Genomic DNA, 24,796 nt, shown 5'->3' with positions numbered 1-24,796 from the left:
GTCCGGTTTCGGGCATGCTCCGGGGGGTGGGGATCTGGGAGCAGACCGGGTGCGACGTCCGGCTCGACTGGGGCGGCGAAGGCGTCGCCGCGCTCGGCCGGGAATGCGCCGTGCTGGTCGTCGTCGACGTGCTTTCCTTCAGCACCACCACGGATCTCGTGGTCGGCCGCGGCGGGCGCGTGCTGCCGGTCCGGTGGCGCGACGAACGCGGGGTCGCCCAGGCGCGGGCGGCCGGCGCGGTGGTCGCGGGCGAGGGCGCGTTCACCCTCCGGCCGTCTTCTGTGACGGAAATCCCGCCCGGGACGCTGCTCGCGCTCCCCTCGCCGAACGGCGCCACGCTGTGCGCCGCCGCCGCGGCGACCGGCGCGCACGTCCTCGCGGGCTGCCTGCGCAACGCCTCCGCCGTCGCCGCGAAGGCGCACGAGCTGGGCGGCCCGGTCGGGCTCATCGCCGCCGGGGAACGCTGGGGGGTGGACATCTCCGGCCACGGCGAGGCGTTCGGGCCGCTGCGGCCCTGCGCCGAAGACCAGGTGGGCGCGGGCGCGATCGCCGCCGCGCTCGCGAGACTGGGCTGTTCGCTGTCCCCGGAAGCCGCGCTCGCCGCCCGGTCGGTGGACGTCGACGCCTTGGCGGCCTGCGTCTCCGGACGTGAGCTCACCGAGGCCGGCCACGGCGGCGACGTCGCGCTGGCTTCCTTGCTCGACGTGAGCGATGCTGCCCCGATGATGGGTGAAGGAGTACTGGCATGACCGGCCGCTGGATCGAGGTCGCCGACGGCGTGCACGCGCGCCGCTACGAGGAGCTGGACCTGACCGTCGGGCTGGTCCTCGGCGCCGACCGCTGCCTGGTCGTCGACACCCGCGGCGACCTCGAGCAGGGCGCCGAGCTGGCGGCTGCGGTCCGCGAGCTGACGCCCCTGCCGTGGTCGGTCGTCTTCACCCACGCGCACTTCGACCACACCTGGGGCACCGAGCCGTTCACGCCCTGCGCCGTCTGGGCGCACGAAGGCTGCCGCGCCGAGCTGACCGAGTACGCGGAAGACGCCCGGGCCAAGTGGATCGCCTACTACCGCGAACAGGGCAAAGCGGAGACCGCCGACGCCATCGCGCGCACCACGTTCGTGGTGCCGGACCACCTGTTCACCGACCGCACCGAGCTCGACCTCGGCGGCCGGACGGCCGTCCTGCTGCACCCCGGCCGCGCCCACACCGACCACGACGTCGTCGTGCACGTGCCGGACGTGGACGTGCTCTTCGCGGGTGACATCGTCGAGAACGCCGAACACGGCTTCAGCGCGTTCTCCTTCAGCACCGAGTCGGACCTGACCGCCTGGCCGGACACCTTCGACCGGCTCCTCGAGCTGCGGCCGCGGGTCATCGTGCCCGGCCACGGCGACCCGGTCGACGCCGACTTCGTCCGCTACCACCGCCACGGCCTGCACGAGCTGATCGCGCTGAAGGCGGCGATGGGCCGCGGCGAGACGACCGAGGTGGCCGCCGTGGCAGCCTCCCGCTACCCCAGCGACGTCACCTTGGCCGCCCTCGCGACGCCTTAATCGAAGTTGAGCTCGCCGCTGCGGGTGCGCTTGAGCTCGAAGAAGTCGGGGTAGCTGGACAGCGCGACGGCGCCGTCGAACACCTTCAGGGCGTCTTCGCCGCGCGGGATCGAGCTGAGCACCGGGCCGAAGAACGCCACGCCGTCGATGTGGATCGTCGGGGTGCCGACGTCCATGCCGACCGGGTCCATGCCCTCGTGGTGGCTCTTCCGCAGGGCCTCGTCGTACTCGGTGGAGTGCGCGGCGTCGTACAGCTCGGCCGGCGCGCCGATGGCGGCCAGGGCCTCCTTGATCACCGCGTCGCGGTCCTTGTTGTCCTGGTTGTGGTAGCGGGTGCCGAACTCGGTGTAGTAGTCGCGCAGCACCTCTTCGCCCTTGAGCTGGGACAGCGCGACCGCCACGCGCACCGGGCCCCAGCCCTGCGCCAGCAGCTCCTTGTACTTCTCCGGCAGCTCGTCGCGGCCCTCGTTGAGCACCGACAGGCTCATGATCCGGAAGTGCAGGTCGAGGTTGCGGTGCTTCTCCACCTCCAGGATCCAGCGCGAGGTGATCCAGGCGAAGGGGCAGATCGGGTCGAAGTAGAAGTCGACCTTCGTGGGCTGCTCGGCAGCGGTCATCAGGCACTCCTGTGCGAAGTCAGGTCAGGTCCCGGGGGTGGGCACAACCCCCTCACAGCGGGCCAACACCCGCGGACGCGGGCTTGTTCCCTTATCGCCCGCCACCCCGTCCCCATGATTGGATGCGGGGAGTTGAAAACCGATACCAACGACCAGAGGTGCCTGTGCCCGCCCCCAACCTGACCCGCGACCAAGCCAAGCTGCGCGCGGACCTGCTCGAAGTCACCGGATACGACATCGAGCTGGACCTCACCGACGGCCACGGCGGTCCCGGGGAGAAGACCTTCGCGTCGACGACGACCGTCCGGTTCTCGAGCGCCCGGGCCGGCGAAGACACGTGGGTCGACCTCGTCGCCGACCGCGTGCACTCGGCCACCCTGAACGGCGCGGACGTCGACGTCAGCGCGTACGTCGAAGACAAGGGCATCGCGCTCGCCGGCCTGGCCGAGGCGAACGAGCTCACGGTCACCGCCGACTGCCGGTACATGAACACCGGCGAGGGCCTGCACCGGTTCGTCGACCCCGTCGACGACGGCGTCTACCTGTACACGCAGTTCGAGACGGCCGACGCCAAGCGCATGTTCGCCTGCTTCGACCAGCCCGACCTCAAGTCCGTCTACCGGCTCACCGTGATCGCGCCGAAGGACTGGAAGGTCATCTCGAACACCGCCGCCGAGTCCACCGAGGAGACGCCCGAAGGCGCCGTCCGGACGGTGTTCAAGGAGTCCGAGCAGCTCTCGACCTACCTGGTCGCGCTGATCGCCGGCCCGTACGCCGAGTGGCGCGACGAGTACTCCGACGAGCACAAGACGATCCCGCTGGGCATCTACTGCCGCGCGTCGCTGGCCGAGCACATGGACGCGGACAAGCTGTTCACCGAGACCAAGCAGGGCTTCGGCTTCTACCACGAGAAGTTCGGCACGCCCTACCCGTTCTCCAAGTACGACCAGCTGTTCGTGCCGGAGTTCAACGCGGGCGCGATGGAGAACGCCGGCGCCGTGACGTTCCTGGAGGACTACGTCTTCCGCAGCCGCGTCACGCGCTACGCCTACGAGCGGCGCGCCGAGACGCTGCTGCACGAGATGGCGCACATGTGGTTCGGTGACCTGGTCACCATGCGCTGGTGGGACGACCTGTGGCTGAACGAGTCGTTCGCGACGTTCGCGAGCGTCCTGGCCCAGGCCGAGGCGACCGAGTACAAGAACGCGTGGACCAGCTTCGCGAACATCGAGAAGTCGTGGGCCTACCGGCAGGACCAGCTGCCCTCGACGCACCCGATCGCGGCCGACATCGTCGACCTGCACGCGGTCGAGGTGAACTTCGACGGCATCACCTACGCCAAGGGCGCGAGCGTGCTCAAGCAGCTCGTCGCCTACGTCGGGCTGGACCACTTCCTCGACGGCCTGAAGGTGTACTTCGGCAAGCACGCCTGGGGCAACGCGACCCTGGCCGACCTGCTGGGCGCGCTGGAGGAGGCGTCCGGGCGCGACCTGTCGTGGTGGAGCGCGCAGTGGCTGGAGACGACCGGGCTGAACTCGCTCAGCCCGCGCTACGAGGTCGGCGCGGACGGGACGTTCACGTCGTTCGCCGTCGTGCAGTCGGGCGCGAAGCCGGGTGCCGGTGAGCTGCGCACGCACCGCGTCGCCGTCGGGATCTACGACGAGGACGGGGCGGGCAAGATCGTCCGCACCCAGCGCGTCGAGCTGGACGTCGACGGCGAGCGCACCGAGGTGCCCGACCTGGTCGGCCGGCCTGCGGGCAAGCTCGTGCTGGTCAACGACGACGACCTGACGTACTGCACGATGCGGCTCGACCCGGCGTCGCTGACGACGCTGATCGACCGCGTCGCCGACATCACCGAGCCGCTGCCGCGGACGCTGTGCTGGTCGGCGGCGTGGGAGATGACGCGCGAGGCCGAGCTGAAGGCCCGCGACTTCGTCACGCTGGTGCAGCGCGGCATCCACACGGAGACCGAGGTCGGCGTGGTCCAGCGGCTGCTGCTGCAGGCCCAGACGGCGCTGAACTCCTACGCCGAGCAGGAGTGGGCGGCCTCGACCGGCTGGCCGGCGTTCACGGCCCGGCTGCTGGAGCTGGTCCACGGCGCCGAGCCGGGTTCGGACCACCAGCTGGCGTTCGTCAACTCCCTCTCCGGGTCGGTGCTGGACGCGGCGACGCTGGACGTGGTGGCGGGCTGGCTGGACGGGTCGGCGCCGCTCCCCGGGCTGACGGTGGACACGGACCTGCGCTGGCGCCTGCTGCACGCGCTGGTGGCGCACGGCAAGGCGGCGGCTTCCGAGATCGACGCCGAGCTGGCCCGCGACAACACGGCGACGGGTCGCCGCCAGGCCGAGCGCGCCCGGGCGCTGCGCCCGACGGCGGAGGCGAAGGCCGACGCGTGGCAGCGCGCGGTGTACGACGACGAGCTGCCGAACGCGGTCAGCGACTCGCTGATCTCGGGCTTCTCGCACCCGGGCCAGAAGGCGCTGCTGGGCTCGTACGTGGCCAAGTACTTCGAGGTGATCGACGAGGTGTGGCAGCGCCGGTCCAGTGAGCGGGCGCAGCCGATCGCGATCGGGCTGTACCCGTCGTGGGCGGTGGACCCGGGGACGGTGTCGGCTTCGGACGAGTGGCTGAAGGGCGAGCACTCGCAGGCCCTGCGGCGGTTGGTTTCCGAGGGCCGGGCGGGAATCGTGCGCGCCTTGGCGGCGCGGGACTTCGACGCGCAGGCCTGATCGGACGTAAAAGGGCCCCGCACCAGCCGGTGCGGGGCCCTTTTCGTGGCTACGTCAGCGGGGCGCGGGGCCCGCCTGGTCGGACAGCATGCGCAGCGCGTTCACCAGGCCGTTGACCAGCCCGCGAACCAGGTCGCCCTCCTTGAAGGACGCCACCATGCTCGCCACCGCGAGCTTGCAGCCGCGGTCGGGGAGGCGGACGTGCGCCGTCTTGCCCGTCACGATCTCGATCAGCTTCTCGCCCGGGGAGACCGCGATCAGGACCGAGTTCGCCGGGTCCGCCGTCGTCGCGTGCAGCTTCTCCGCCGCCGAACGGCTGTCCTCGCCCAGCTCGCCGAGGTACAGGCTGAAGTCGAGGCCGGTCTCGCGGCTCGCGAACGTCAGCGCCTCGTCCAGGCGGCTCAGCTGGCGGGTGTTGAAGGGGCTCGTCGGCGCCTCGGGCTCGTACATCTTGGCGGCCGACACGCGACCGCTCGACGTCAGAGCCTCGCCGTAGCCCAGTTCGGACTCGTCGACGCGCTTCGTCAGCTCACCAGTTGCCACGAGCGCCTCCCGCCGCGGTCGGGGCGCCCTCGGGCGCGCTGTTCTCGGCGCCGGCGTGCCGGTGCCCGGTGCCGACCCCTTCGGGGTTGGCGCTCCACCACATGGCCGGGTACTCCCAAGCCTGGCCGGACCGGTACCGCGGGGCCCCACCGGACCTGCGCCGGAGCGTCAGCAGCCCGGCGAGACCGTAGATGGCCAGCGGGATCACGGCGAAGACCACGATCGTCTCGACGATGTTCACGGCGCTGAGCGTATCGGATGACCTCGGCGGCCACCGCGTGCGCCGCACTCGACCGTTCGTCGTAAGCCGAGTGCCGTCCGCCGCTTGGCTCGCGGCCACTGGAACGTTGGGGCGAAGACCGTCGGGCCGAAAGGTTGCAACTCAACGTACAGGCGGCCGCACCCGCCGCTGTCGTCTTGTCGCAGCCTTGAAATCCTCGTAGCTTTTTCACCTGTACGGGCCTTGCGCCCCGCTCCCCAGCCCCAGCAGGTAACGCACCGGTCCCAGGAGGCCTTGCCATGAACAGCGCCCACACCCCCGCACAGGCGATCACCGAGACCTTCTCGTCACCCAGCGACACCGAATTCGTGCCCGGAACGCGTGTGACGGCGGGCACAAGGGCTACCCGGGGTACACGCGTCACGCGGGGTACACGTGTGACGGCGGGAACGCGGGTCACGGCGGGCACCCGGGTGACGGCCGGGACGCGCGTCACCCGCGGTACGCGGGTCACCAGGGGCACCCGGGTCACGATGGGCACGCGCGTCACCTGCGGCACCCGCGTCACGCGAGGCACCCGCGTGACCCGCGGCACGCGCGTCACCATGGGGACCCGCGTCACCTGCCAGAGCGACTACGCGCTCGCTGCCTGACCCGTACTCCAGGGCCGCACGCACTACCTGAACACGCGCAAGCACCCGGCTCGCCCCGGCCGCCGCACAGGCAGCCGGGGCGCCGGCATGTCCAGGGCTCCGTCAGCCGGCCGACCGCTGCTTCATCGGGGCTCCGCCCCGAGCCGGGGGCTCCGCCACCCGGAGCCCCGAAGGATGAGTCAGGCGGCGGAGCCCAGATACGGACGCCAAAGCGGATCGGCCTCCTTGGAGTGCGCGAGCAGCCGCCAATGCGGGCCGTGGGGCGCCCGCGGGACGACGCGCAGCCGCCAGCCGATCTCCGAGAGCAGCCGGTCCGCCTTGCGGTGGTTGCACTTGGCGCAGCAGGCGACGCAGTTCGTCCAGGCGTGAGGTCCGCCACGGCTGCGCGGGATGACGTGGTCGATCGTCTCGGCCCGCCCCCCGCAGTACGCGCAGCGGTACCGGTCGCGGTGCATCAGCCCGGCGCGGGTGAGCGGGACCTGCGCCCGGTAGGGCACGCGCACGTACGTGCTGAGCCGGATCACCGAGGGCACCGGCAGCGACACCTTGGCCGAGTGCAGCTCGATGCCGCCGGGGTCGCCGTGCACCACTTCGGCCTTGCCGCACATCACCAGCACCACGGCCCGCCGCAGCGGTAGCGCGGTCAGCGGCTCGAAAGTGGCGTTGAGCAGGAGCACCCGGCGCCGGCCCCAGGCCGGGGCGGCCGGATCCCGGCCTCTACTACGCTGTCCGGGCGGGCGGGTAACTCCCCCTGGGCGGTTCCCCGGCCCGGCCGGGACGGCTCCGCCGGATGCGGAACCCCCCGGATAGGCGCGCAGGACCACCTCTGGCGTCTCATCGGCCATGGCTTGGCCGGAGGCGCCGCGGGGGCTGGGTTGTCGGTCTGGCACTCGACCACCTCCAGGGGCGTAGGCATAGTCGACCACAGAACAGGCCCCCAGCGCACGTGTGTTACAAGACGTGTCACATCCGCGCGACCCGACATCCACTTACAGTTGGGCTCACCGACCTGATCGGAAGGATGATCGAACTCCGTGTCCCCTTTGTTCCCCACCGCTCAACCGCCGTGCGTCAACGACCCCAGCACCTTCTGCTACACGGTGTACAAGGCGACGAACAACGAGTGGCTGGCCGGCTCGGCGAACTGGCTTCTGACCAAGCCGCTGAAGATCCTGATGATCATCGTGATCGCGTTCGTCGTGCGGCTGCTGTTGAGACGGGTGATCAACCGCGTCACGACCTTCCCGAAGTCCGGCGGCACCCTGCCCGCGCTGCTGCGCCCGCTGCGTGAGCGCGCCCCCGAGGTGCTCGGCTCGGCCGTGTTCGAACGACGCCGCCAGCGCGCGCAGACCATCGGCTCGGTGCTGAAGTCGGTGGCGACGTTCCTGGTCTACGGCCTCGCGTGCATCCTCGTGCTCGGCGAGCTGGGCATCGACCTGGGCCCGATCATCGCGTCGGCCGGCATCATCGGCGTCGCGATCGGGTTCGGTGCGCAGAACCTCGTCAAGGACTTCCTGTCCGGCATCTTCATGATGGTCGAGGACCAGTACGGCGTCGGCGACGTCGTCGACGTCGGCGCGGCGACCGGCACCGTCGAGGCCGTCGGCCTGCGGATCACCACGCTGCGCGACATCAAGGGCACGGTCTGGTACGTCCGCAACGGCGAGGTGCTCCGGGTCGGCAACTCGAGCCAGGGTTTCGCGGTCGCGGTGGTCGACGTCCCGCTCGGCTACACGGCCGACGTCGAACGCGCGACGACGGTGCTCGGCGAGGCGGCCTCGGCCGCGACGGAAAGCGACGCGCTGAAGGACAACATCCTGGAGCCGCCGGAGATGCTGGGTGTGGAGAGCGTCACTCCGGAAGGCCTGGAGCTACGCCTGACCGTGAAGGTGCGGCCGGGCAAGCAGTGGGCGGTCCAGCGGGCGTTGCGCGCCCAGCTGCTGGCCGCGCTGGAGGAGGCGGGTTTCGACCCGCCGCTCGGCCGGCTGTTCCCGAACACGGCACCGGCCATCGAGAAGTAGCGGACCCCGGGGCCGGGTCGTGAACTGCCTCACTACCCGGCCCCGGTGGTTACGCTGGGAAACGGGTTCGCGACCTTCCGGCGAGGGGCGGGACCGGGCGTCGGGAACCCGAACCCGGAGGGCAAAATGGAAGGCGTGTCTGCAGTGAGCGAACCGGCGAACCTCTACGAAGCGGTGGGCGGCGAACCCACGTTCCGCCGGATCGTCGGGCGGTTCTACGAGGAAGTCGCGCGCGACGAGGTCCTGCGCCCGCTCTACCCCGAGGAGGACCTCGGCCCGGCCGAGGAGCGCTTCCGGCTGTTCCTGATGCAGTACTGGGGCGGCCCGCACACCTACTCCGACCGGCGCGGGCACCCGCGGCTGCGGATGCGCCACGCGCCGTTCAAGATCGGGCCGATCGAGCGCGACGCCTGGCTGCGCTGCATCCGGATCGCCGTCGACGAGGAGAACCTGGAAGAGCCGTACCGCGGTCAGCTCTGGGCCTACCTGGAGATGGCGGCGCACAGCATGATGAACAGCTTCGTATGAGACCCGGCGCCTGGTGGCGAGATGCCGTCTTCTACCAGGTCTACGTGCGCTCGTTCGCCGATTCGGACGGTGACGGCGTCGGAGACCTGGAGGGCATCCACTCCAGGCTCGGTTACCTTGAGCTGCTGGGCGTGGACGCGCTGTGGCTGACCCCGTTCTACCGCTCCCCGATGGCCGACCACGGCTACGACATCGCCGACCCGCGCGACGTGGACCCGATGTTCGGCACCCTCGGCGACTTCGACGTCCTGCTGACCGAGGCGCACAAGCGCAACATCAAGGTCACCGTCGACGTCGTGCCCAACCACACCAGCAACCAGCACTCCTGGTTCAAGTCGGCGATGGCGGCCGCGCCGGGCAGCCCCGAGCGCGACCGGTACATCTTCCGCGACGGCGTCGGCCCGAAGGGCGAAGACCCGCCGAACAACTGGGTCAGCGCGTTCGGCGGCCCGGCGTGGACGCGGGTGCCGGACGGCCAGTGGTACCTGCACCTGTTCGCGCCGCAGCAGCCGGACCTGAACTGGACCAACCCCGAGGTCGCCGCCGACCTGGAGCGGACGCTGCGGTTCTGGCTCGAACGCGGGGTCGACGGCTTCCGCATCGACGTCGCGCACGGCATGGCCAAGCCGCCCGGCCTGCCGGACATGGACCCGCGCGCGGACGCGCTCGGGCCGAGCCACTACTACGACCCGCGCTGGGACCGCGACGGCGTCCACGAGATCCACCAGATGATCCGCAAGGTGCTCGACGAGTTCCCGGACGCGATGGCGGTCGGCGAGATCTGGGTGACCGACGAGGAGCGCCTGTCCCGGTACCTGCGGCCCGACGAGCTGCACCTGGCGTTCAACTTCCGCCTGGTGCTGACCCACTTCGACGCGGACGCGATGCGCACGGCCATCGAGCGTTCCCTGGCGGTGCCGGCCCGCACGGGCGCCCCCGCGACCTGGACGCTCGGCAACCACGACGTCTGGCGGCAGGTCAGCCGCTACGGCGGCGGGGCGGCCGGTGTGCGGCGCGCCCGGGCGATGGCGCTCGTGGAGCTGGCGCTGCCGGGCGCGGTGTACCTGTACAACGGCGAAGAGCTGGGGCTGGCGAACGTCGAGCTGGCGCCGGCCGACATGGCCGACCCGCGCGCGAAGACCAGCGGCGCGGAGTTCGGCCGCGACGTCTCCCGGGTGCCGCTGCCGTGGGAAGGCGACCTGCCGCCGTTCGGGTTCTCGCGCAACCCGCGGACGTGGCTGCCGATGCCGCCGGCGTGGGCCGGGCTGACGGTCGAGAAGCAGATCGAGGACGCCGATTCGACGCTTTCCCTGTACCGCCAGGCGATCGAGCTGCGGAAGACGCATCCGGCGTTCGGCGGCGAGGAGCTGGAGTGGTACGGCGCGCCGGCGGGCTGCTTCGCCTTCCGGCGCAAGGGCGGCGGGCTCGTGTGCGCGCTGAACACGTCGGCGTCGCCGATCGCGCTGCCGCCGGGTGAGGTGCTGCTGTCGAGCAGCCCGCTGGTGGACGGGAAGCTGCCGGCGGATTCGGCCGCCTGGCTGGTTTAGAGCGGCACCCACCGGCCGGGCTTGACCACCTCGGCCGCCTCCGGGGCGGAACCGCGCGCGAGCTGGTTGACGCGCTGGTGCGACAGGCCGAGCAGATCGGCGATCGCGCGTTGCGAGAGCTGGCCGTTCAGCGTGGCGACCAAGCGGGCGCGGACGCCTTCCCGCCACTCGGCGACGTCTTCGGCGATCCGGTGCGCCTCTTGGTACTGCAGGACGAGGTCGGTGGCGTCCTGGTCCTCGAACTCGTAGCGCCAGCGGAGGAAGAACCGCTCGGGCGGGAGGCCGGTCAGGTTCGCGATGACCTTGCGCATGCCCGGATCGACGCCGGGGAACCGCTTGAACTCGCCCGCGGCTTCGACGCCGTCGGCCGTCTTCGCGATCCACTGGCCGGCCTCGCGGGTCACGGTCACGGTGAACGCCGGAAACCTCATCGCTCGCCTCTCCCACGGGAAGGCGCGGACTTTAACACGTCAGCCGTTCTGATCGCCCGAACCGTCGTCGAAGGCGCCACTGGCCAGCCACGCGACGAGGGCCGCGGCCTGGAGGTAGGGCGCGGCTTGGGCGGCCGCCCGGCCCGCCGCTCGCGCGCGGCCCCACCTCTCAGGACGCTCGGCGCGCTCCGGCGCCTGCTCCCCCGGCGGACGGTCCCGCCGCCACGGCGTTTCCTCGGCGCGGACACCGTCGAGGAAGTCGGCGGTCGGATCGTCGTCCGGGATCATGTGTCCAGCGTGCCACCGTTCCGCGCGAACGGTGGCCGCCGTAAGGAATCCGTCAGAACAGCAACGGCAGCAGCGCGTGCCGGCGCCGGACGATCGCGCCGTAGCGCGCGTCCAGCCGCAGCCACGAATCCGTCGCCGACACGCGGACGACGTCCTCGGCCAGGTCCGCGTCCACGAACCCCATCCCGGACATCGCGAACAGGCAGCGCATCTGGACCTTGACCTCGACCGCTTCGCCGGACACGGTCAGCACCGCCTGGTCCATCAGCGACGCCGGCGGGTTGCCGTGCGGACCGGCGTTGTCCCGGGCCAGGGTGACGCCGCGGTCGGCCAGTTCCGCGACGACCCGCGCGGGCAGCTCGTCGACCAGCGGCCAGCGGCCGGACGGCGGCAGCTCGCCGTGCCAGAGCAGGTCGCGGGCCGGGCCCGGGTCCATCCGCGGGCCGCCCGCGACGGTCAGTGCCGCCAGCAGCTCGTTGCCGGACACCGTGACGTCGCCGGGGGTGACGTCACCGGCCACCGCGCGGGTCGCGAAGCACTCGAACGGCGTCGCCGTCCACGCCTCGACCACGCCATCGCGGCGCTGCCGCAGCCGGACGGCCGTCTGGCCGTCCAGCCGGACCGCGCGGGCGACGAACGCGCCCAGGGTCTCCCGGTCGGCCGCGTCCGGCACGAACAACTCAGGCATCCGCGAACCCCTGCTTCAGAAACTCCGACTCGGGCGGGCTGAGCCTACGCGGCCGCAACGCGACCGTGTCGTACGGCGCCAGCACCGTCTCCGCCAGCACCGCCACCGGATCGTCCGCGGCCGGCCCGGTGTGGACCCGGTAGGCCAGCGTGAAGCTGGCCGCCCGCAGTTCCGTCAGGTCGATGTCGACGCGCAGCTGCTGCCCGGACACCACGATCGGCGCCTTGTAGGCCACTTCCAGCTTGACCACGACGATGCCCTTGGGCAGCTGGTCCAGCCCGGCCTCGACGGCGCCCTTGAACAGCAGCGGGATCCGCGCCTCTTCGAGCAGCGTCACCATCTTCGCGTGGTTGATGTGGCCGTAGACGTCCATGTCCGTCCAGCGCGGGCGGACGTGCGAAACGTAAGTCACCGAACCGTGCTCCGGATCTGCCGGGCCGCCACCGAAAGCGTCGCGAGGTCGAGCCGGCCGGACTTGGTGATCTCGTCCAGCGCGACGCGCGCCCGCTGCAGCCGCGAGGCGTTCGTCTTCTCCCACTGGGCGATCTTGGCGTCCGCGGACGAGCCGGGATCGCTGTGCCGCAACGCGTCCAGCGTGATCGCCCGCAGCGAGCCGTAGACGTCGTCGCGCAGCGAAAGCCGGGCGAGCGCGTGCCAGCGGTTGCCGCGTTCGAGCGCGCTGATCTCGGTCAGCATCTTGTCGACGTCCAGGTGGTCGGAAAGCGCGTAGTACAGCTCCGCCGTCTCCGCCGGGCTGTGCGGTGCGTCCACGCCGACCTGCTGCTCGGCGAGCTCGGCCACCTCGGTGACGTCCAGCAGGCCGTACGTGTGCAGCAGCAGCGAAACGCGGCGCGCCAGCCCCTCCGGCACGTTCGCGGCGATCAGCTCGCTCACGTGCTTCTCCACCGACTCGGCCTCGCGGCCGCGCAGCAGGTCACCGATCTTCGGGACGAGCTCGCCGAGCACCCGGCCGAAGCGCTTGATCTCCGACAGCGGCGCCAGCGGCTGCGGGCGGTTGGTGAGGAACCAGCGCGCGGCCCGGTCGAGCAGGCGCCGCGTCTCCAGCACCATCGCGTCGGCGACGTCGGTGTGCACGACGTTGTCGAGCGCGTCGATCTCCTGCCACAGGGCGGGCAGCTCGAAGACCTGCGTCACCACGGCGTACGCGCGCACCGCGTCGGTCGCCGTCGCGCTCATCTCCTCCATCAGCCGGTAGACGAAGGAGATGCCGCCGCCGTCGACGACCTCGTTGGCGATCATCGTGGTGATGATCTGGCGCTTCAGCGGGTGTTCGCCGATCGCGCTGCCGAACCGCTCGCGCAACGGCGTCGGGAAGTACTCGGGCAGCCGGGCCGCGAACACCTTCGAATCGGGCAGGTCGCTGGCCAGCAGCTCGTCCTTCAGCTCCAGCTTGACGTGCGCGAGCAGCGTCGCCAGCTCCGGCGAGGTGAGGCCCTTGCCCGCCTTCTCCAGCTCGCGGAACTCCGAGTTGCTCGGCAGTGCTTCGAGCTTGCGGTCGAACGCGCCCGCGGAGACCAGCGCCTGCACCTGCCGCGCGTGCACCGACAGCATCGGCGCGGCGTGCGCCCGGCTGACGCCGAGGACGGCGTTCTGCCGGTAGTTGTCCTTGAGCACCAGCGCGCCGACTTCGTCGGTCATCTCCTCCAGCAGCTCGTTGCGCTGCTCGCGCTCCAGCTTGCCGGTCTGCACGAGGTGGTCGAGCAGGATCTTGATGTTGACCTCGTGGTCGGAGCAGTCGACGCCGGCGGAGTTGTCCAGCGCGTCGGTGTTGATCTTGCCGCCGTTGCGGGCGAACTCGATCCGGCCCAGCTGCGTGAGGCCGAGGTTGCCGCCCTCGCCGAAGACCTTGACGCGCAGCTGCTTGCCGTCGACGCGGATGGCGTCGTTGGCCTTGTCGCCGGCCGCGGCGTGGGTTTCGGACTCCGCCTTGACGTACGTGCCGATGCCGCCGTTCCACAGCAGCTCGACCGGGGACAGCAGGATGGCCTGGATGAGGTCCATCGGCGCGAGCGCGGTGACGCCCTCCTCGAGGCCGAGCGAGGCGCGGACCTGCGGGCTGATCGGGATCGACTTCGCCGAGCGCGGGTAGATCCCGCCGCCTTCGCTGATCAGCGAGCGGTCGTAGTCGTCCCAGGAGCTGCGCGGCAGGTCGAACAGGCGGCGGCGTTCGGCGTAGGACGTCGCCGCGTCCGGGTGCGGGTCCAGGAACACGTGCATGTGGTTGAACGCCGCGACGAGCCGGATGTGCTCCGACAGCAGCATGCCGTTGCCGAAGACGTCACCCATCATGTCGCCGATGCCGACGACGGTGAAGTCCTCGGTCTGGGTATCCTTGCCCAGCTCGCGGAAGTGCCGCTTGACGCTCTCCCAGGCACCCTTCGCGGTGATGCCCATGGCCTTGTGGTCGTAGCCGACCGAGCCGCCGGAGGCGAACGCGTCGCCCAGCCAGAAGCCGTACTGCCCCGAGACCTCGTTCGCGATGTCGGAGAACTTCGCGGTGCCCTTGTCGGCCGCGACGACCAGGTACGAGTCGTCGGCGTCGTGCCGGACGACGCCCGGCGCGGGCACGGTCTTGCCCTCGATCCGGTTGTCGGTCAGGTCGAGCAGGCCGGAGATGAACATGCGGTAGCAGGCGATGCCCTCGTTCAGCTGGGCGTCGCGGTCGATGCTCGCGTCGCCGGTCGCGACCGGCGGGCGCTTCACGACGAAGCCGCCCTTCGCGCCGACCGGCACGATCACCGCGTTCTTCACCGCCTGCGCCTTGACCAGGCCGAGGATCTCGGTGCGGAAGTCCTCGCGCCGGTCCGACCAGCGCAGGCCACCGCGCGCGACCTCGCCGAAGCGCAGGTGCACGCCTTCGACGCGCGGCGAGTAGACGAAGATCTCGAACCGCGGCCGCGGCTCGGGCAGGTCGGGCACGCCGGCCGGGTCGAGCTTGATCGCCAGGTACTGGCGGGGGTTCCCGGCGTCGTCGCGGACGTGGTAGTTCGTCCGCAGCGTCGCCCGGATGACGGCCATCAGCCGGCGCAGGATGCGGTCCTCGTCGAGGCTGGTGACCTCGTCGATCATCGCGCTCAGCTCGCTCCCCAGCGCTTCGGTCGCGGCTTCGCGGTCGGCGTCGCCCAGCTGCGGGTCGAAGCGGGCTTCGAACAGCCGCAGCAGCTTCGTCGCGATCTGGGTGTGCTTCAGCAGCGTGTTCTGGATGTAGTCCTGGGAGAACGCGCTGCCGGCTTGGCGCAGGTACCGCGAGTACGCGCGCAGCACGGCGGCCTGGCGCCAGGTGAGCCCGGCGCGCAGGACCAGGCCGTCGAGCCCGTCCACCTCGGCGTCCCCGCGCCAGGCGGCCTCGAAGGCGTCCTGGAACCGGCCGCGCAGCTGGTCGACCGCGTGGTCGTCGGCCTCGTCGAGCATCTTCTGCGCGACGCGCAGGCCGAAGTCGTAGATCCAGCAGGCACCGCCGTCTTCGCGGTGCAGCTCGTACGGCCGTTCGTCGACCACCTCGACGCCCATGGCCTGCAGCACCGGCAGCACCTTGGACAGGGTGACGCCTTCGCCGCGCAGGTAGAGCTTGAAGCGCCGCTCGCCCGGCTCGGCGTCGGCCGGCCGGTAGAACGACAGCGCGAGGTCGCCCTCGTCGGTCAGCGAGTCGAGGGCGCGCAGGTCGGCCAGCGCCTCTCCGGCCGAGAAGTCCTCCTTGTAGCCCTCCGGGAAGATGCTCGCGAAGCGCTGGCCCTGCTCGGTCGCCGATTCCTCGCCGAGGACGCCGACGGCCACCCCGCCGTCCGAGCGCTCACGGCGTTCGTCGAGGACCGCCTCGACCATCCGGTCGTCCCAGCTGCGGACGGCGTTGTTGAGCCGGTCCTGGATCTTCGCCGTGTCCGGTTCGAGCCGGCGCGCGGGATCGGTGTGGACCATGAAGTGCACCTGCGCGAGGACGGTCTCCCCGATCCGCGCGCTGTACTCGAGCTGGGTGCCTTCGAGCTCTTCGAGCAGGACTTCCTGCATCGCCAGCCGCGACCGCGTCGTGTAGCGGTCCTGCGGGAGGTAGACGAGGCAGGAGTAGAAGCGGCCGTACGGGTCGCGGCGCAGGAACAGCCGCAGCCGCCGGCGGTCCGACAGCGTGATCGCGCCGGTGGTCGTCGAGTACAGCGAATCGGTGTCGGCGGAGAACAGGTCCGCGCGCGGCCAGTTCTGCAGCACCTCGAGCATCCGCTGGCCGGAGAACGACTCCATCGGGAACCCGGCGCGGTGGATGACCTCGCGGACGCGGTTGCAGACCACCGGGATGTCGAGGACGTTCTCGTGCAGCGCCGTGGTGGTGAACATGCCGAGGAAGCGGTGTTCGCCGGTGACCTTGCCCTCGGCGTCGAAGGTCTTCACGCCGACGTAGTACGGGTAGACCGGCCGGTGCACGGTCGAGGGCGCGCTCGCCTGGGTCAGCACCAGCAGCGACGGCGCCAGCGCGGACACGGCCGTGTCCGGGCCCGCGGTGAGGCCGCGGGCGGCCAGGCTGTCCTGGCGCAGCACGCCGAGGCCGGACGCCAGGACCGCACGCAGGGCGGGCTCCTCCGCGTCCGGGTGCGGGTTGTCGACCAGCTCGTAGCGGCGGTACCCGAGGAAGGTGAAGTGGCCGTCGGCCAGCCAGCGCAGCAGGCGGGCACCCTCGGCGACCTCGGCCTCCGGCAGGTGCGGCGGCTCGGTTTCGAGCTCGCTCGCGAGCTGGCAGGCCGTCTGGGCCATCTTCTCGGCGTCCTCGACGACCTCCCGGACGTCCCCGAGGACGCTGGAAAGGCGGTTGTCGAGCTCGCGGGCGCGGTTCGGGTCGGTGACGAAGTCGATCTCGATGTACATCCACGACTCGGCGGCCGAGTTCGCGGGCGGCTCGGCCGGGTCGGCCTCGGGGTGGACCTCCTGGAGCTCGCCGGTCAGGTCGCGGCTGACGACGACGATCGGGTGGACGATCCGCTGCACCTGCACGCCGTCACGGGCGAACTCGGCGGCGATCGAGTCGACCAGGTAGGGCATGTCGTCGGTGACGACCTGCACGACGGTGGCTTCGCGCGCCCACCCGTCCTCGGCGACGGTGGGGTTGAGCAGCCGCACGGCCGGGCGGCCGGGCATCCGGTGCTTGGCGAGCTGCAGGTGCGAGCGCACCGCGCCGACCAGGTTGACGGGCTCGTCGCCGACGATCTCCTCGGCCGGGATGTGCCGGTAGTAGAGCCGGATCAGCTCCCCGATCTCCGGCGCCAGCCCGGCGGCGGCGTCGATCAGGTCGTCCCTGATCTGCTCCGGGCTGGCCGGGGAGCGAAGGCCGAATTCGGGTTCGGTTTCGGCTCCGGGTGGGGACGAGACTCCGGTCGAGCTCATTCGAGGCAACTCTCCAGTATGCGTGAGGTGGCACCGTGCCGGTTCGGCGGTGAACCGGACCACCCCACACTAATGCGCCGGGGTCGGGGATCACATGAAGACCCGGGGGTTCCCCGGATCCGGAAAACCCTTCCCGGCCAGCGGATTCGCGTGATCGGTCAAGCTACTGACGGGTTGCGTTCCGGGGCGGTTCGCGGCGCTGACCAGCCGGGCTCGACGGGCGTTACCTGCTGCGGAGCCAACATGATCGGTTCAGTCGGGCCGGGTGGGTGCCGTTCGGCGAAGCCCGGCGGCCGGTCGGCGACCTTCGGGGTGCGACGGACGCCACTCGCCCGGCCCGGTGGCGAGTCGGCGACGAATAGGGGTGTCTCGGCGACCGGAGGCCGATCGGACCGACCTCCGGCGACGTCTTGACCGCGGCGGTGTGGGCCAGGGAGTCAGTCGCCCGAGCCGTGGCGGCGGGAGTCCGAGACCTCGGCTCCGTGGCCGTTGCGCCCGTGGCCGTTGCGGCGGCCGGTGTCCTGCGGACCCAGCTGCTTCACCAGCGCGGCCGCGCTCGCCGTGCCCGCCTGGTGCTCCGCCAGCGCGCGGGCGAGGAGGTCGGCGAGCCCCGCGTCCGGCGGGGGCTCGTCCTCCGCGATCGCGCGCGCGTAGCTCTCCGGGAACGGGGCCGTCGCCGGCGTCCAGTGGCCGAAGTCCTCCATCGGCTCCAGCGACGGCGGCATCCGCAGCCGCGGCAGCCAGGGCTCGGCTTCGTCGCGGTAGTCCGGCACCGACGGCGGTTGGTCCTCCGGCCGCGGCGGCGGGGCCAGCTCCGGGGCGGGCCGCGGTGGTGGCTCCTCCGCGCGGGTCTCGGCGTCCTCCGCGCGGCGGCGCCCGCCGCCCGCACCGCCCGACGACGAGATCCCCAGCCGGTCCAGCACCGACCGGGCGGCCACGGAACCGTGCTCGGCGTCGTGCCGCGTCGACGGCTGCGGTTCGCGCCGCGGCTCCCGCTCGGCGGCGGGCTCGGGCGCGAGCGGCAAGGCCGGCGTGATGCGCGTGGGCGCCGATTCGCGCTCGGCGGCGGTCTCCCGCAGCCGCTCTTGCGCGACGGCCGCCCACGAGAACTTGGGCTTTTCGCTTTCCACCGGGGCCGCCGGCTCGGGCGCGGTCCGGACTTCGCTCGGCTCGGCGGGGGCCTCCGGCGCACGACGGCGTCCGGACGGCTGCGCTTCGGCGGGTTCCGCCGGAAGCGGCCGCGCCTGGCCGGGCGACTCACGCCGCCACGGCGGGTCGGCGGGAGCCGACCGCACCTCGATGGGCTCCAGCTCACGCCGGCGTGCGGGTTCGACGGGCTCCGGCTCACGCCGGCGTGCCGGCTCGACCGGCGCCGACCGGACCTCGGTGGGCTCCGGCTCACGCCGACGTACCGGCTCAGCCGCCGCCGACCGGACCTCGCTGGGCTCCGGTTCCCGCCGTGCCGGCTCGACCGGAGCCGACGTCACCTCGATCGGCTCCGCCCGGACCTCCGGCTCACGCCGGCGGCCCGTCGGCTTGACCTCGACCGGCTCGGGCCGCCGCCGTTCGACGACCACCGGTTCCGGGCGCACGCGCGGCTCGGCGGGCTCGTCCCGCACCGCCGGCATCACCGACGTCTCGGCGGCGTCGGCGGTCACCCGCGGCCGCTCGAACGACCACGCGGGCGCCGGCTGCCGCGGCTCCGGCGTCTCCTCGCGGCCGAACGACCAGCCCGGCGTCTTCGGCGAAGGCGCCAGCGCGGGCGCGACGGGTTCGGCCGCCGCCGGCTCGGGGGCCACGACCGGCACCGGCCGCGACGGCACCGCCTTCAGCACCTCGTCGAGGTCGATCGACGCCGGCTCGCCCGTGCCGAACTCGCCGGCCAGTACGTTGCACGCCTGCCGCCGGGACCGCGCGTGCAGCTGCTCCGCCGCTCGCGAGCGGTACAGGCACGCGATCGCTTCTTCGGCCTGCCCGAACCGTTCCTCGAGCTGCGCCAGCTCCAGCCACAGCCGGGCGGTCACCGCGGACAGCCCGTGCCGGTCGGTGCTCGCCACGGCTTCGCGGACCAGCTCGGTGGCCGCTTCCCCGGCACCGGCGGGCAGGTGGATGCGCGTCGCGACGGCCAGCCGCAGCCAGCCCATCGGCGCGACCCCCGCCGCGCGCACCGGCTCGGCCAGCACCGGCTCGGCGATGTCGTACGCCATTTCGGTGTCGCCGCGGTCGAGCAGCGTGCTGACCAGCAGCAGCACCAGCCGGATCCGGACGAGACCGCCGTCGTCGGCCGGGTTGGTCAGCTTCTCCAGGAAGCCCAGGCCCGTCCGAGCGGCGTCGGCCGCCGCCGTCAGGTCTCCGTGGCGACGCCGGTGCGCCGCCGTGCCGACGCGCAGCAGCGCACGGACCAGCAGCTGGGTGTCGGCGCCGAGGGACTCGTCGCCGAGGACGAGCTTGTCCGCCTCGACGAGCACGCGGTCCAGCTCGGCCTTGCGCCCCAGCAACCCGAGGCAGCCGACCAGGTGGGTCAGCGCGGCGGCGCGGTGCACCGGCGAAACGACCGGGTCGGTGAGCACCGGCCGCAGCGCGGCGAGCCCCGTCAGCGGCACGCCCAGGCTGCGGGCGCACACGGCGAGGTCGATGCGCAGCCGGGCGGCGATGTCGCCGTAGCCGGCGTGCTCGGCCGCGCGCAAGGCCGCGACGGCGCGCCCGACCGTGCCCGGCCGGTCACCCAGCCGGACGCGCGCGGAGACGACCAGGCTCTCGGCCCGGATCCACTGTTCGTCGGCACCGGCGGCCTCCGAGAGCGCCGCCGCGCGCTCGCCGAGGACCAGGGCGAGTTCGGGCGCACGCAGGTGCAGCGCGTCCGCGCGTTCGATCAGCCGGCCGACTGCGGAGAGGGTTTCCCCGGCATGCGCGGAGCGCCCGCTCTCGTGGGAGAGCGGGCCCGTCCGGTGCTGTTTGCTGGCTTCCACGGGGAAACCCGCCCCCTCAGTCGCGGGTCAGCTTGCGGTGGGTGACACGGTGCGGGCGGGCAGCCTCGGCGCCCATCCGCTCCACCTTGTTCTTCTCGTACCCTTCGAAGTTGCCCTCGAACCAGAACCACTGCGCGGGGTTCTCGTCGGTGCCTTCCCAGGCCAGGATGTGCGTCGCGACCCGGTCGAGGAACCACCGGTCGTGGGAGATCACGACGGCACAGCCGGGGAACTGCTCGAGCGCGTTCTCCAGCGAGCCCAGCGTCTCGACGTCCAGGTCGTTCGTCGGCTCGTCGAGCAGGATCAGGTTCCCGCCCTGCTTGAGCGTCAGCGCCAGGTTGAGCCGGTTGCGCTCACCGCCGGAGAGCACGCCCGCCGGCTTCTGCTGGTCCGGGCCCTTGAAGCCGAACGCGCTGACGTACGCGCGCGACGGCATTTCGGTCTGGCCGACGTGGATGTAGTCCAGCTCGTCGGAGACGACCTGCCAGACGGTCTTCTTCGGGTCGATCCCGCCGCGGTTCTGGTCCACATAGGACAGTTTGACCGTCTCGCCGATCTTGACCACGCCGTCGTCCGGCTCCTCGAGCCCGACGATGGTCTTGAACAGCGTCGTCTTGCCGACGCCGTTCGGGCCGATCACGCCGACGATGCCGTTGCGCGGCAGGTCGAACGACAGGCCGTCGATGAGGACGCGGTCGTCGAAGCCCTTCTTGAGCTTCTCGACCTCGACCACGACGTTGCCCAGCCGCGGGCCCGGCGGGATCTGGATCTCTTCGAAGTCGAGCTTGCGGTGCTTGTCCGCCTCCGCCGCCATCTCCTCGTAGCGGTCGAGGCGCGAGCGGGACTTGGTCTGGCGCGCCTTGGCGTTCGACCGCACCCACTCGAGCTCGGTCTTCAGGCGCTTCGCGAGCTTCTGGTCCTTCTTGCCCTGGACCTCGAGGCGCTCGCGCTTCTTCTCCAGGTACGTCGAGTAGTTGCCCTCGTAGCCGACGACGCGGCCGCGGTCGATCTCCATGATCCACTGGGCCACGTTGTCCAGGAAGTACCGGTCGTGGGTGACGGCGAGGACGGCGCCGGCGTAGCGGGAGAGGAACTGCTCCAGCCACAGGACACTCTCGGCGTCCAGGTGGTTGGTGGGCTCGTCGAGCAGCAGCAGGTCGGGCGCCGACAGCAGCAGCTTGCACAGCGCGACGCGGCGGCGCTCACCCCCGGAGAGGTGCGAGACGCCTTCGTCCGGCGGCGGGCAGCGCAGCGCGTCCATGGCCTGCTCGACGGTCGAGTCGAGCTCCCAGGCGTCGGCGTGGTCCAGCTCCTCCTGGAGCTGCCCCATCTCTTCCATCAGCTCTTCGGTGTACTCGGTCTCCATGAGCTTGAGGACCTCGTTGTACCGGTCGAGCTTGACCTTGACCTCGCCGAGGCCCTCTTCGACGTTCTCGCGGACCGTCTTCTCCTCGTTGAGCTCCGGCTCCTGCATGAGGATGCCGACGCTCGCACCGGGCTGGAGGAACGCCTCGCCGTTGCTGGCCTGCTCGATCCCCGCCATGATCTTGAGAACGGTGGACTTACCGGCACCGTTCGGCCCGACCACGCCGATCTTGGCGCCGGGGTAGAACGCGGTGCTGACGTCGTCGAGGATGACCTTGTCCCCGACGGTCTTGCGCACCTTCTTCATGGTGTAGATGAACTCGGCCATACCGACGATCGTAGAGCGCACCTGATCGCGGCTCGACGCCGGTCACCGTCGGACTACCGAAAGTCAGTCCGGGATCACCGGAAGCACTGTTTTCCGCGGCCGAACGAGCCCTCAACCTCAACTGGAACCCGAGGGTCGCTTCCCCTCCGCGAGGTTCTTCAGCATCGCGTTGTAGGCGTTCAGCTCTTCGTCGCCCGTCACCGCTTCGCGCCGGTCACGCCGCTTCGCCTCGCGCTCGTCCTGGCGCGACCACTGCACCAGCAGCGCGATGAGCACGAGCAGCACCGGGAGCTCGCCGGACGCCCACGCGATGCCGCCGCCGAGCCGCTGGTCCGACAGCAGGTCGGTCACCCACGGCAGGTGCAGCTGGCTGTAGAACGCCTGCCCGATCACCGTCTGCTTGCTCATCAGGATCACGCCGAAGAAGGCGTGGAACGGCATCGCGGCGAACATCATCCCGAGCCGGCCGAGGTACGGGATCCGCCGCGGCGACGGGTCGACGCCGATCACCGGCCAGTAGAAGACGTAGCCGGCGAGCAGGAAGTGCGCGTTCATCGCCAGGTGCGCCCAGTGGTAGTTCAGCGCGGCGTCGAACAGCCCGGAGAAGTACAGCGCGTAGAACGAGCCGACGAACAGCAGCAGCGCGACGACCGGGTGGGTCAGGAACCGCGACACCGGGGAGTGCACCAGCGCGACGATCCACTCGCGCGGTCCCGGCGGGGCGCCCTTGCCCGCCGCGGGCAGGGCGCGCAGGGCGAGCGTCACGGGGCCGCCGAGGACGAAGAGCACCGGGGCCACCATCGACAGCAGCATGTGGTTGCCCATGTGGACGCTGAACATCGCGGGCGCGTAGCGGCCGATGCCCGACGACGTCGCGAGCAGCAGCACCACGCAGCCGACGATCCAGGCGACCGTGCGGCCGACCGGCCAGGTGTCGCCGCGGCGCAGCAGCCGCCGCACGCCGGCCAGGTAGAGGCCGCCGAGGACGAGCGCGAGCGTGCCGTAGACCAGGTCGAAGCGGGTGTCGAAGAGCAGGCGCCAGACCGTCGGCGGGCCGTCGAGGTTGTAGCCGATCAGCAGCTCGGTGGTGGACGGCTGGGTGATCGCGTCCGCCGGTGGCGGCGTCCTGGCCAGCCCGGACGCGATCCCGATCGTGACGAACATGATCAGGATCTCGACCGCGGCCAGGCGCAGCAGCTGCCCGCCGCCCTTGCCGTCGACGAGGTCCTTGACGCCCTTCTGCCGCTGCTGGTGGCCGAAGACGCCGAGCAGCAGCAGCGCGACCGTCTTGGCGACGACCAGGAGGCCGTAGTCGGTCGTGAAGAGGTCGTTGAGGCTGATCCGGACGAGCGCGTTGACCACCCCGGAGATCGCCATCACGATCCAGCACACCAGCGCCAGCCTCGAGAACCGCTGCGCGGCGAGGCGCAGGTGGTTGCCGCGCCGGTACCCGAGAGCCAGCAGCGCGATCAGGCCGCCGACCCAGAAGGACGCGGCGACGAGGTGGAACAGCAGGCTGTTGGTGGCGACGTCGTGCGAGCCGCCGCTGGCGGAGTGGCCGGTGACCGCGACCGGGACCAGCCCGCCGACGGCCAGGAAGAAGAGCACGGCCGTCCAGCCCCAGGACAGCGCGAGCCGGCAGCCGAGGGCGACGAGGACGGCGATCAGCGCCGTCCACAGCCAGGCCTTGGGCTGTTCGATGGCGCCGACGAGGTCGAGCAGCGTCTGCGGGTCCAGGACGTCGCCGAACGGCTTCCCGGCGGTGTCTGCGGCGGTGAACGCGACCGAGAACAGAGCCGCGGCGAACCACACCCAGGCGGCGATCCCGGCCGCGCGCAGGGCGCCGTAGCCCTCCGGGCCGAGCGTGCCGGACTGCTGCGGCGGCACGAGGAACGCGGCCAGCAGCAACGACCCGACGCAGATCACCGACGCGGCTTCCGAGAGCACGCGCATGACCGTGATGCCGTACTTGGTGACCAGCCCCGGATCCGGCAGGCCGGCGATGGCGTACCCGGCGCCGCCGGTGAGCGCGATCAGCCCGATCGCGACGACGGCGGCCAGCAGCACGCCGACCGCGAGCAGGGGCAGCACGCTGGCCCGGCGCTGCGTGGGGACGTCGGATTTCGTCGCGGACACGCCCCTGAGGGTATGCCCAGACCCGGTCAGGCCCGGGTGACGGGCAGGATGGGAGCGTGCGAATGATCCTGCTGCGGCACGCCGAGTCGCTCGGCAACGTCGACGAGCTCGCCTACACGCGGATCCCCGACCACGCCCTGCCGCTGACCGAGCGGGGCGAGCGCGAGGCCCGGGCGGTGGCACCGGAGATCGCCCGGCTGCTCGACGGCGAGCGGCCCGCCGTCTACGTCAGCCCGTACCTGCGGACGCGGGAGACGTTGCGGCTGCTGGACATCCGGGCCTCCTGCGAACGGCTGCTGCAGGAGCCGCGGCTGCGCGAGCAGGACTGGGGCAACCTGCAGGATCCGGCCGAGCAGGAGATCCAGAAGGCGCGGCGCAACGAGTTCGGGCACTTCTTCTACCGGCTGCCGTTCGGCGAGTCGGGCGCGGACGTCGACGACCGCGTCGCGGCGTTCCTCTCGGACCTGCGCCTGCGCGACGAAAGTCACCCCGAGACGGTCCTGATCGTGTCGCACGGGCTCACGCTGCGGCTGCTGTGCCGCCGGCTGTTCGGCTGGAGCATCGAGCTGTTCGAGTCGCTGTCCAACCCGGGGACCTGCGAATACCGCGTCCTCGAGGAGCAGGACGGCAAGTGGTCGCTCGACCGCCCGTTCGCGCAGTGGCGCGACTCACCCGACGGGGAAACGCAGCTCTAGCTGTGATGTCCGGGGAGGTTGGTCAGCCGGGTGACCGGCGGCTTGCCGCCGGTTGAGCTGTGGGGTCGATGATGATTGCAGAAATGCAGCCA

At 71.5% G+C, this 24,796-nt stretch carries 20 protein-coding genes; 8 read left to right on the top strand and 12 right to left on the bottom strand.

The features are described from left to right. Nucleotides 1-14 precede the first annotated feature (14 nt). Nucleotides 15-749 carry a 2-phosphosulfolactate phosphatase gene (locus ACZ7OH_RS36580; protein ID WP_470285044.1) on the top strand — a complete coding sequence of 245 codons (735 nt, stop codon included), beginning with the start codon at nt 15-17 and terminating at the stop codon, nt 747-749. Then, nucleotides 746-1,555: an MBL fold metallo-hydrolase gene (locus tag ACZ7OH_RS36575; protein ID WP_470285043.1), complete on the top strand. Its 810-nt coding sequence runs from the start codon at nt 746-748 to the stop codon at nt 1,553-1,555. The genes ACZ7OH_RS36580 and ACZ7OH_RS36575 overlap by 4 nt, the downstream gene beginning before the upstream one ends. On the opposite strand, the gene ACZ7OH_RS36570 is transcribed toward ACZ7OH_RS36575, so the two are convergent. After that, on the bottom strand, nt 1,552-2,172 hold the full coding sequence (locus ACZ7OH_RS36570) for a mycothiol-dependent nitroreductase Rv2466c family protein (protein ID WP_470285042.1): 621 nt from the start codon (nt 2,170-2,172) through the stop codon (nt 1,552-1,554). The two genes, ACZ7OH_RS36575 and ACZ7OH_RS36570, sit on opposite strands and share 4 nt — an antisense overlap. Before the next feature lie 164 nt (nt 2,173-2,336). Here ACZ7OH_RS36570 and pepN point away from each other — a divergent pair, with 164 nt between their 5' ends. Beyond that, nucleotides 2,337-4,904 carry an aminopeptidase N gene (pepN, locus tag ACZ7OH_RS36565; RefSeq protein ID WP_470285041.1) on the top strand — a complete coding sequence of 856 codons (2,568 nt, stop codon included), beginning with the start codon at nt 2,337-2,339 and terminating at the stop codon, nt 4,902-4,904. 54 nt (nt 4,905-4,958) lie between these two features. Here the strand turns inward: pepN and ACZ7OH_RS36560 are convergent, their stop codons facing one another. Together ACZ7OH_RS36560 and ctaJ are read right to left on the bottom strand one after the other, a co-directional pair. After that, a complete protein-coding gene (locus ACZ7OH_RS36560) occupies nt 4,959-5,447 on the bottom strand; it encodes a DUF5130 family protein (protein WP_470285040.1) in 489 nt (162 codons plus the stop codon). After that, nucleotides 5,434-5,688 carry an aa3-type cytochrome oxidase subunit CtaJ gene (gene ctaJ, locus ACZ7OH_RS36555; protein WP_470285039.1) on the bottom strand — a complete coding sequence of 85 codons (255 nt, stop codon included), beginning with the start codon at nt 5,686-5,688 and terminating at the stop codon, nt 5,434-5,436. The genes ACZ7OH_RS36560 and ctaJ overlap by 14 nt, the downstream gene beginning before the upstream one ends. Nucleotides 5,689-5,966: 278 nt before the next feature. On the opposite strand from ctaJ, the gene ACZ7OH_RS36550 reads away from it, so the two are divergent. Then, nucleotides 5,967-6,320, top strand: a complete 354-nt coding sequence (locus ACZ7OH_RS36550; RefSeq protein WP_470285038.1) for a hypothetical protein — start codon at nt 5,967-5,969, stop codon at nt 6,318-6,320. Between the two features lie 179 nt (nt 6,321-6,499). Here the strand turns inward: ACZ7OH_RS36550 and ACZ7OH_RS36545 are convergent, their stop codons facing one another. Continuing rightward, entirely contained in the window at nt 6,500-6,997 is a 498-nt protein-coding gene (locus ACZ7OH_RS36545; RefSeq protein WP_329044121.1) for an HNH endonuclease, read from the bottom strand. A gap of 357 nt (nt 6,998-7,354) precedes the next feature. On the opposite strand from ACZ7OH_RS36545, the gene ACZ7OH_RS36540 reads away from it, so the two are divergent. From ACZ7OH_RS36540 to ACZ7OH_RS36530, 3 genes are all read left to right on the top strand, one after another. Further along, nucleotides 7,355-8,341 carry a mechanosensitive ion channel family protein gene (locus ACZ7OH_RS36540; RefSeq protein ID WP_470285037.1) on the top strand — a complete coding sequence of 329 codons (987 nt, stop codon included), beginning with the start codon at nt 7,355-7,357 and terminating at the stop codon, nt 8,339-8,341. A gap of 144 nt (nt 8,342-8,485) precedes the next feature. After that, nucleotides 8,486-8,869 carry a globin gene (locus tag ACZ7OH_RS36535; protein ID WP_400905856.1) on the top strand — a complete coding sequence of 128 codons (384 nt, stop codon included), beginning with the start codon at nt 8,486-8,488 and terminating at the stop codon, nt 8,867-8,869. Then, the gene (locus ACZ7OH_RS36530; protein ID WP_470285036.1) at nt 8,866-10,416 is read left to right on the top strand and encodes a glycoside hydrolase family 13 protein; all 1,551 of its coding nucleotides are present in this window, start codon (nt 8,866-8,868) and stop codon (nt 10,414-10,416) included. Before ACZ7OH_RS36535 ends, ACZ7OH_RS36530 begins: the two co-directional genes overlap by 4 nt. On the opposite strand, the gene ACZ7OH_RS36525 is transcribed toward ACZ7OH_RS36530, so the two are convergent. The 8 genes from ACZ7OH_RS36525 to ACZ7OH_RS36490 all read right to left on the bottom strand — a co-directional run bounded on the left by ACZ7OH_RS36525 (nt 10,413) and on the right by ACZ7OH_RS36490 (nt 24,009). Further along, a complete protein-coding gene (locus tag ACZ7OH_RS36525; RefSeq protein WP_470285035.1) occupies nt 10,413-10,847 on the bottom strand; it encodes a hypothetical protein in 435 nt (144 codons plus the stop codon). The two genes, ACZ7OH_RS36530 and ACZ7OH_RS36525, sit on opposite strands and share 4 nt — an antisense overlap. Nucleotides 10,848-10,886: 39 nt before the next feature. Beyond that, nucleotides 10,887-11,135 carry a hypothetical protein gene (locus tag ACZ7OH_RS36520; protein WP_470285034.1) on the bottom strand — a complete coding sequence of 83 codons (249 nt, stop codon included), beginning with the start codon at nt 11,133-11,135 and terminating at the stop codon, nt 10,887-10,889. Nucleotides 11,136-11,187: 52 nt separating this feature from the next. Further along, on the bottom strand, nt 11,188-11,823 hold the full coding sequence (locus ACZ7OH_RS36515) for a DUF8010 domain-containing protein (RefSeq protein WP_470285033.1): 636 nt from the start codon (nt 11,821-11,823) through the stop codon (nt 11,188-11,190). Further along, nucleotides 11,816-12,235, bottom strand: a complete 420-nt coding sequence (locus ACZ7OH_RS36510) for an acyl-CoA thioesterase (RefSeq protein ID WP_400904226.1) — start codon at nt 12,233-12,235, stop codon at nt 11,816-11,818. The genes ACZ7OH_RS36515 and ACZ7OH_RS36510 overlap by 8 nt, the downstream gene beginning before the upstream one ends. Further along, the gene (locus tag ACZ7OH_RS36505) at nt 12,232-17,211 is read right to left on the bottom strand and encodes an NAD-glutamate dehydrogenase (RefSeq protein ID WP_470285032.1); all 4,980 of its coding nucleotides are present in this window, start codon (nt 17,209-17,211) and stop codon (nt 12,232-12,234) included. The genes ACZ7OH_RS36510 and ACZ7OH_RS36505 overlap by 4 nt, the downstream gene beginning before the upstream one ends. 437 nt (nt 17,212-17,648) lie before the next feature. Further along, nucleotides 17,649-20,180 (bottom strand): hypothetical protein, encoded by a 2,532-nt coding sequence (locus tag ACZ7OH_RS36500; protein ID WP_470285031.1) that lies wholly within the window; start codon nt 20,178-20,180, stop codon nt 17,649-17,651. A gap of 16 nt (nt 20,181-20,196) precedes the next feature. Then, nucleotides 20,197-21,873 carry an energy-dependent translational throttle protein EttA gene (ettA, locus tag ACZ7OH_RS36495; RefSeq protein ID WP_400904221.1) on the bottom strand — a complete coding sequence of 559 codons (1,677 nt, stop codon included), beginning with the start codon at nt 21,871-21,873 and terminating at the stop codon, nt 20,197-20,199. 117 nt (nt 21,874-21,990) lie between these two features. Next, nucleotides 21,991-24,009 carry a bifunctional copper resistance protein CopD/cytochrome c oxidase assembly protein gene (locus tag ACZ7OH_RS36490; RefSeq protein WP_470285030.1) on the bottom strand — a complete coding sequence of 673 codons (2,019 nt, stop codon included), beginning with the start codon at nt 24,007-24,009 and terminating at the stop codon, nt 21,991-21,993. Nucleotides 24,010-24,065: 56 nt separating this feature from the next. Between ACZ7OH_RS36490 and ACZ7OH_RS36485 the strand changes: the two genes are divergently transcribed. Continuing rightward, nucleotides 24,066-24,704 carry a phosphoglycerate mutase family protein gene (locus ACZ7OH_RS36485; RefSeq protein WP_400904218.1) on the top strand — a complete coding sequence of 213 codons (639 nt, stop codon included), beginning with the start codon at nt 24,066-24,068 and terminating at the stop codon, nt 24,702-24,704. Nucleotides 24,705-24,796 lie beyond the last annotated feature (92 nt).

The organism is Amycolatopsis sp. NPDC114478 (assembly GCF_055633805.1).
This window is presented reverse-complemented; position numbering and strand designations above follow the sequence as displayed.

Coding starts and splice junctions, on each gene's coding strand:
- ACZ7OH_RS36575 (WP_470285043.1), top strand. CDS start 746: ATGACCGGCCGCTGGATCGAGGTCGCCGACGGCGTGCACGCGCGCCGC.
- ACZ7OH_RS36570 (WP_470285042.1), bottom strand. CDS start 2,172: ATGACCGCTGCCGAGCAGCCCACGAAGGTCGACTTCTACTTCGACCCG.
- ACZ7OH_RS36505 (WP_470285032.1), bottom strand. CDS start 17,211: ATGAGCTCGACCGGAGTCTCGTCCCCACCCGGAGCCGAAACCGAACCC.
- ACZ7OH_RS36530 (WP_470285036.1), top strand. CDS start 8,866: ATGAGACCCGGCGCCTGGTGGCGAGATGCCGTCTTCTACCAGGTCTAC.
- ACZ7OH_RS36525 (WP_470285035.1), bottom strand. CDS start 10,847: ATGAGGTTTCCGGCGTTCACCGTGACCGTGACCCGCGAGGCCGGCCAG.
- ACZ7OH_RS36515 (WP_470285033.1), bottom strand. CDS start 11,823: ATGCCTGAGTTGTTCGTGCCGGACGCGGCCGACCGGGAGACCCTGGGC.
- ACZ7OH_RS36520 (WP_470285034.1), bottom strand. CDS start 11,135: ATGATCCCGGACGACGATCCGACCGCCGACTTCCTCGACGGTGTCCGC.
- ACZ7OH_RS36550 (WP_470285038.1), top strand. CDS start 5,967: ATGAACAGCGCCCACACCCCCGCACAGGCGATCACCGAGACCTTCTCG.
- ACZ7OH_RS36580 (WP_470285044.1), top strand. CDS start 15: ATGCTCCGGGGGGTGGGGATCTGGGAGCAGACCGGGTGCGACGTCCGG.
- ettA (WP_400904221.1), bottom strand. CDS start 21,873: ATGGCCGAGTTCATCTACACCATGAAGAAGGTGCGCAAGACCGTCGGG.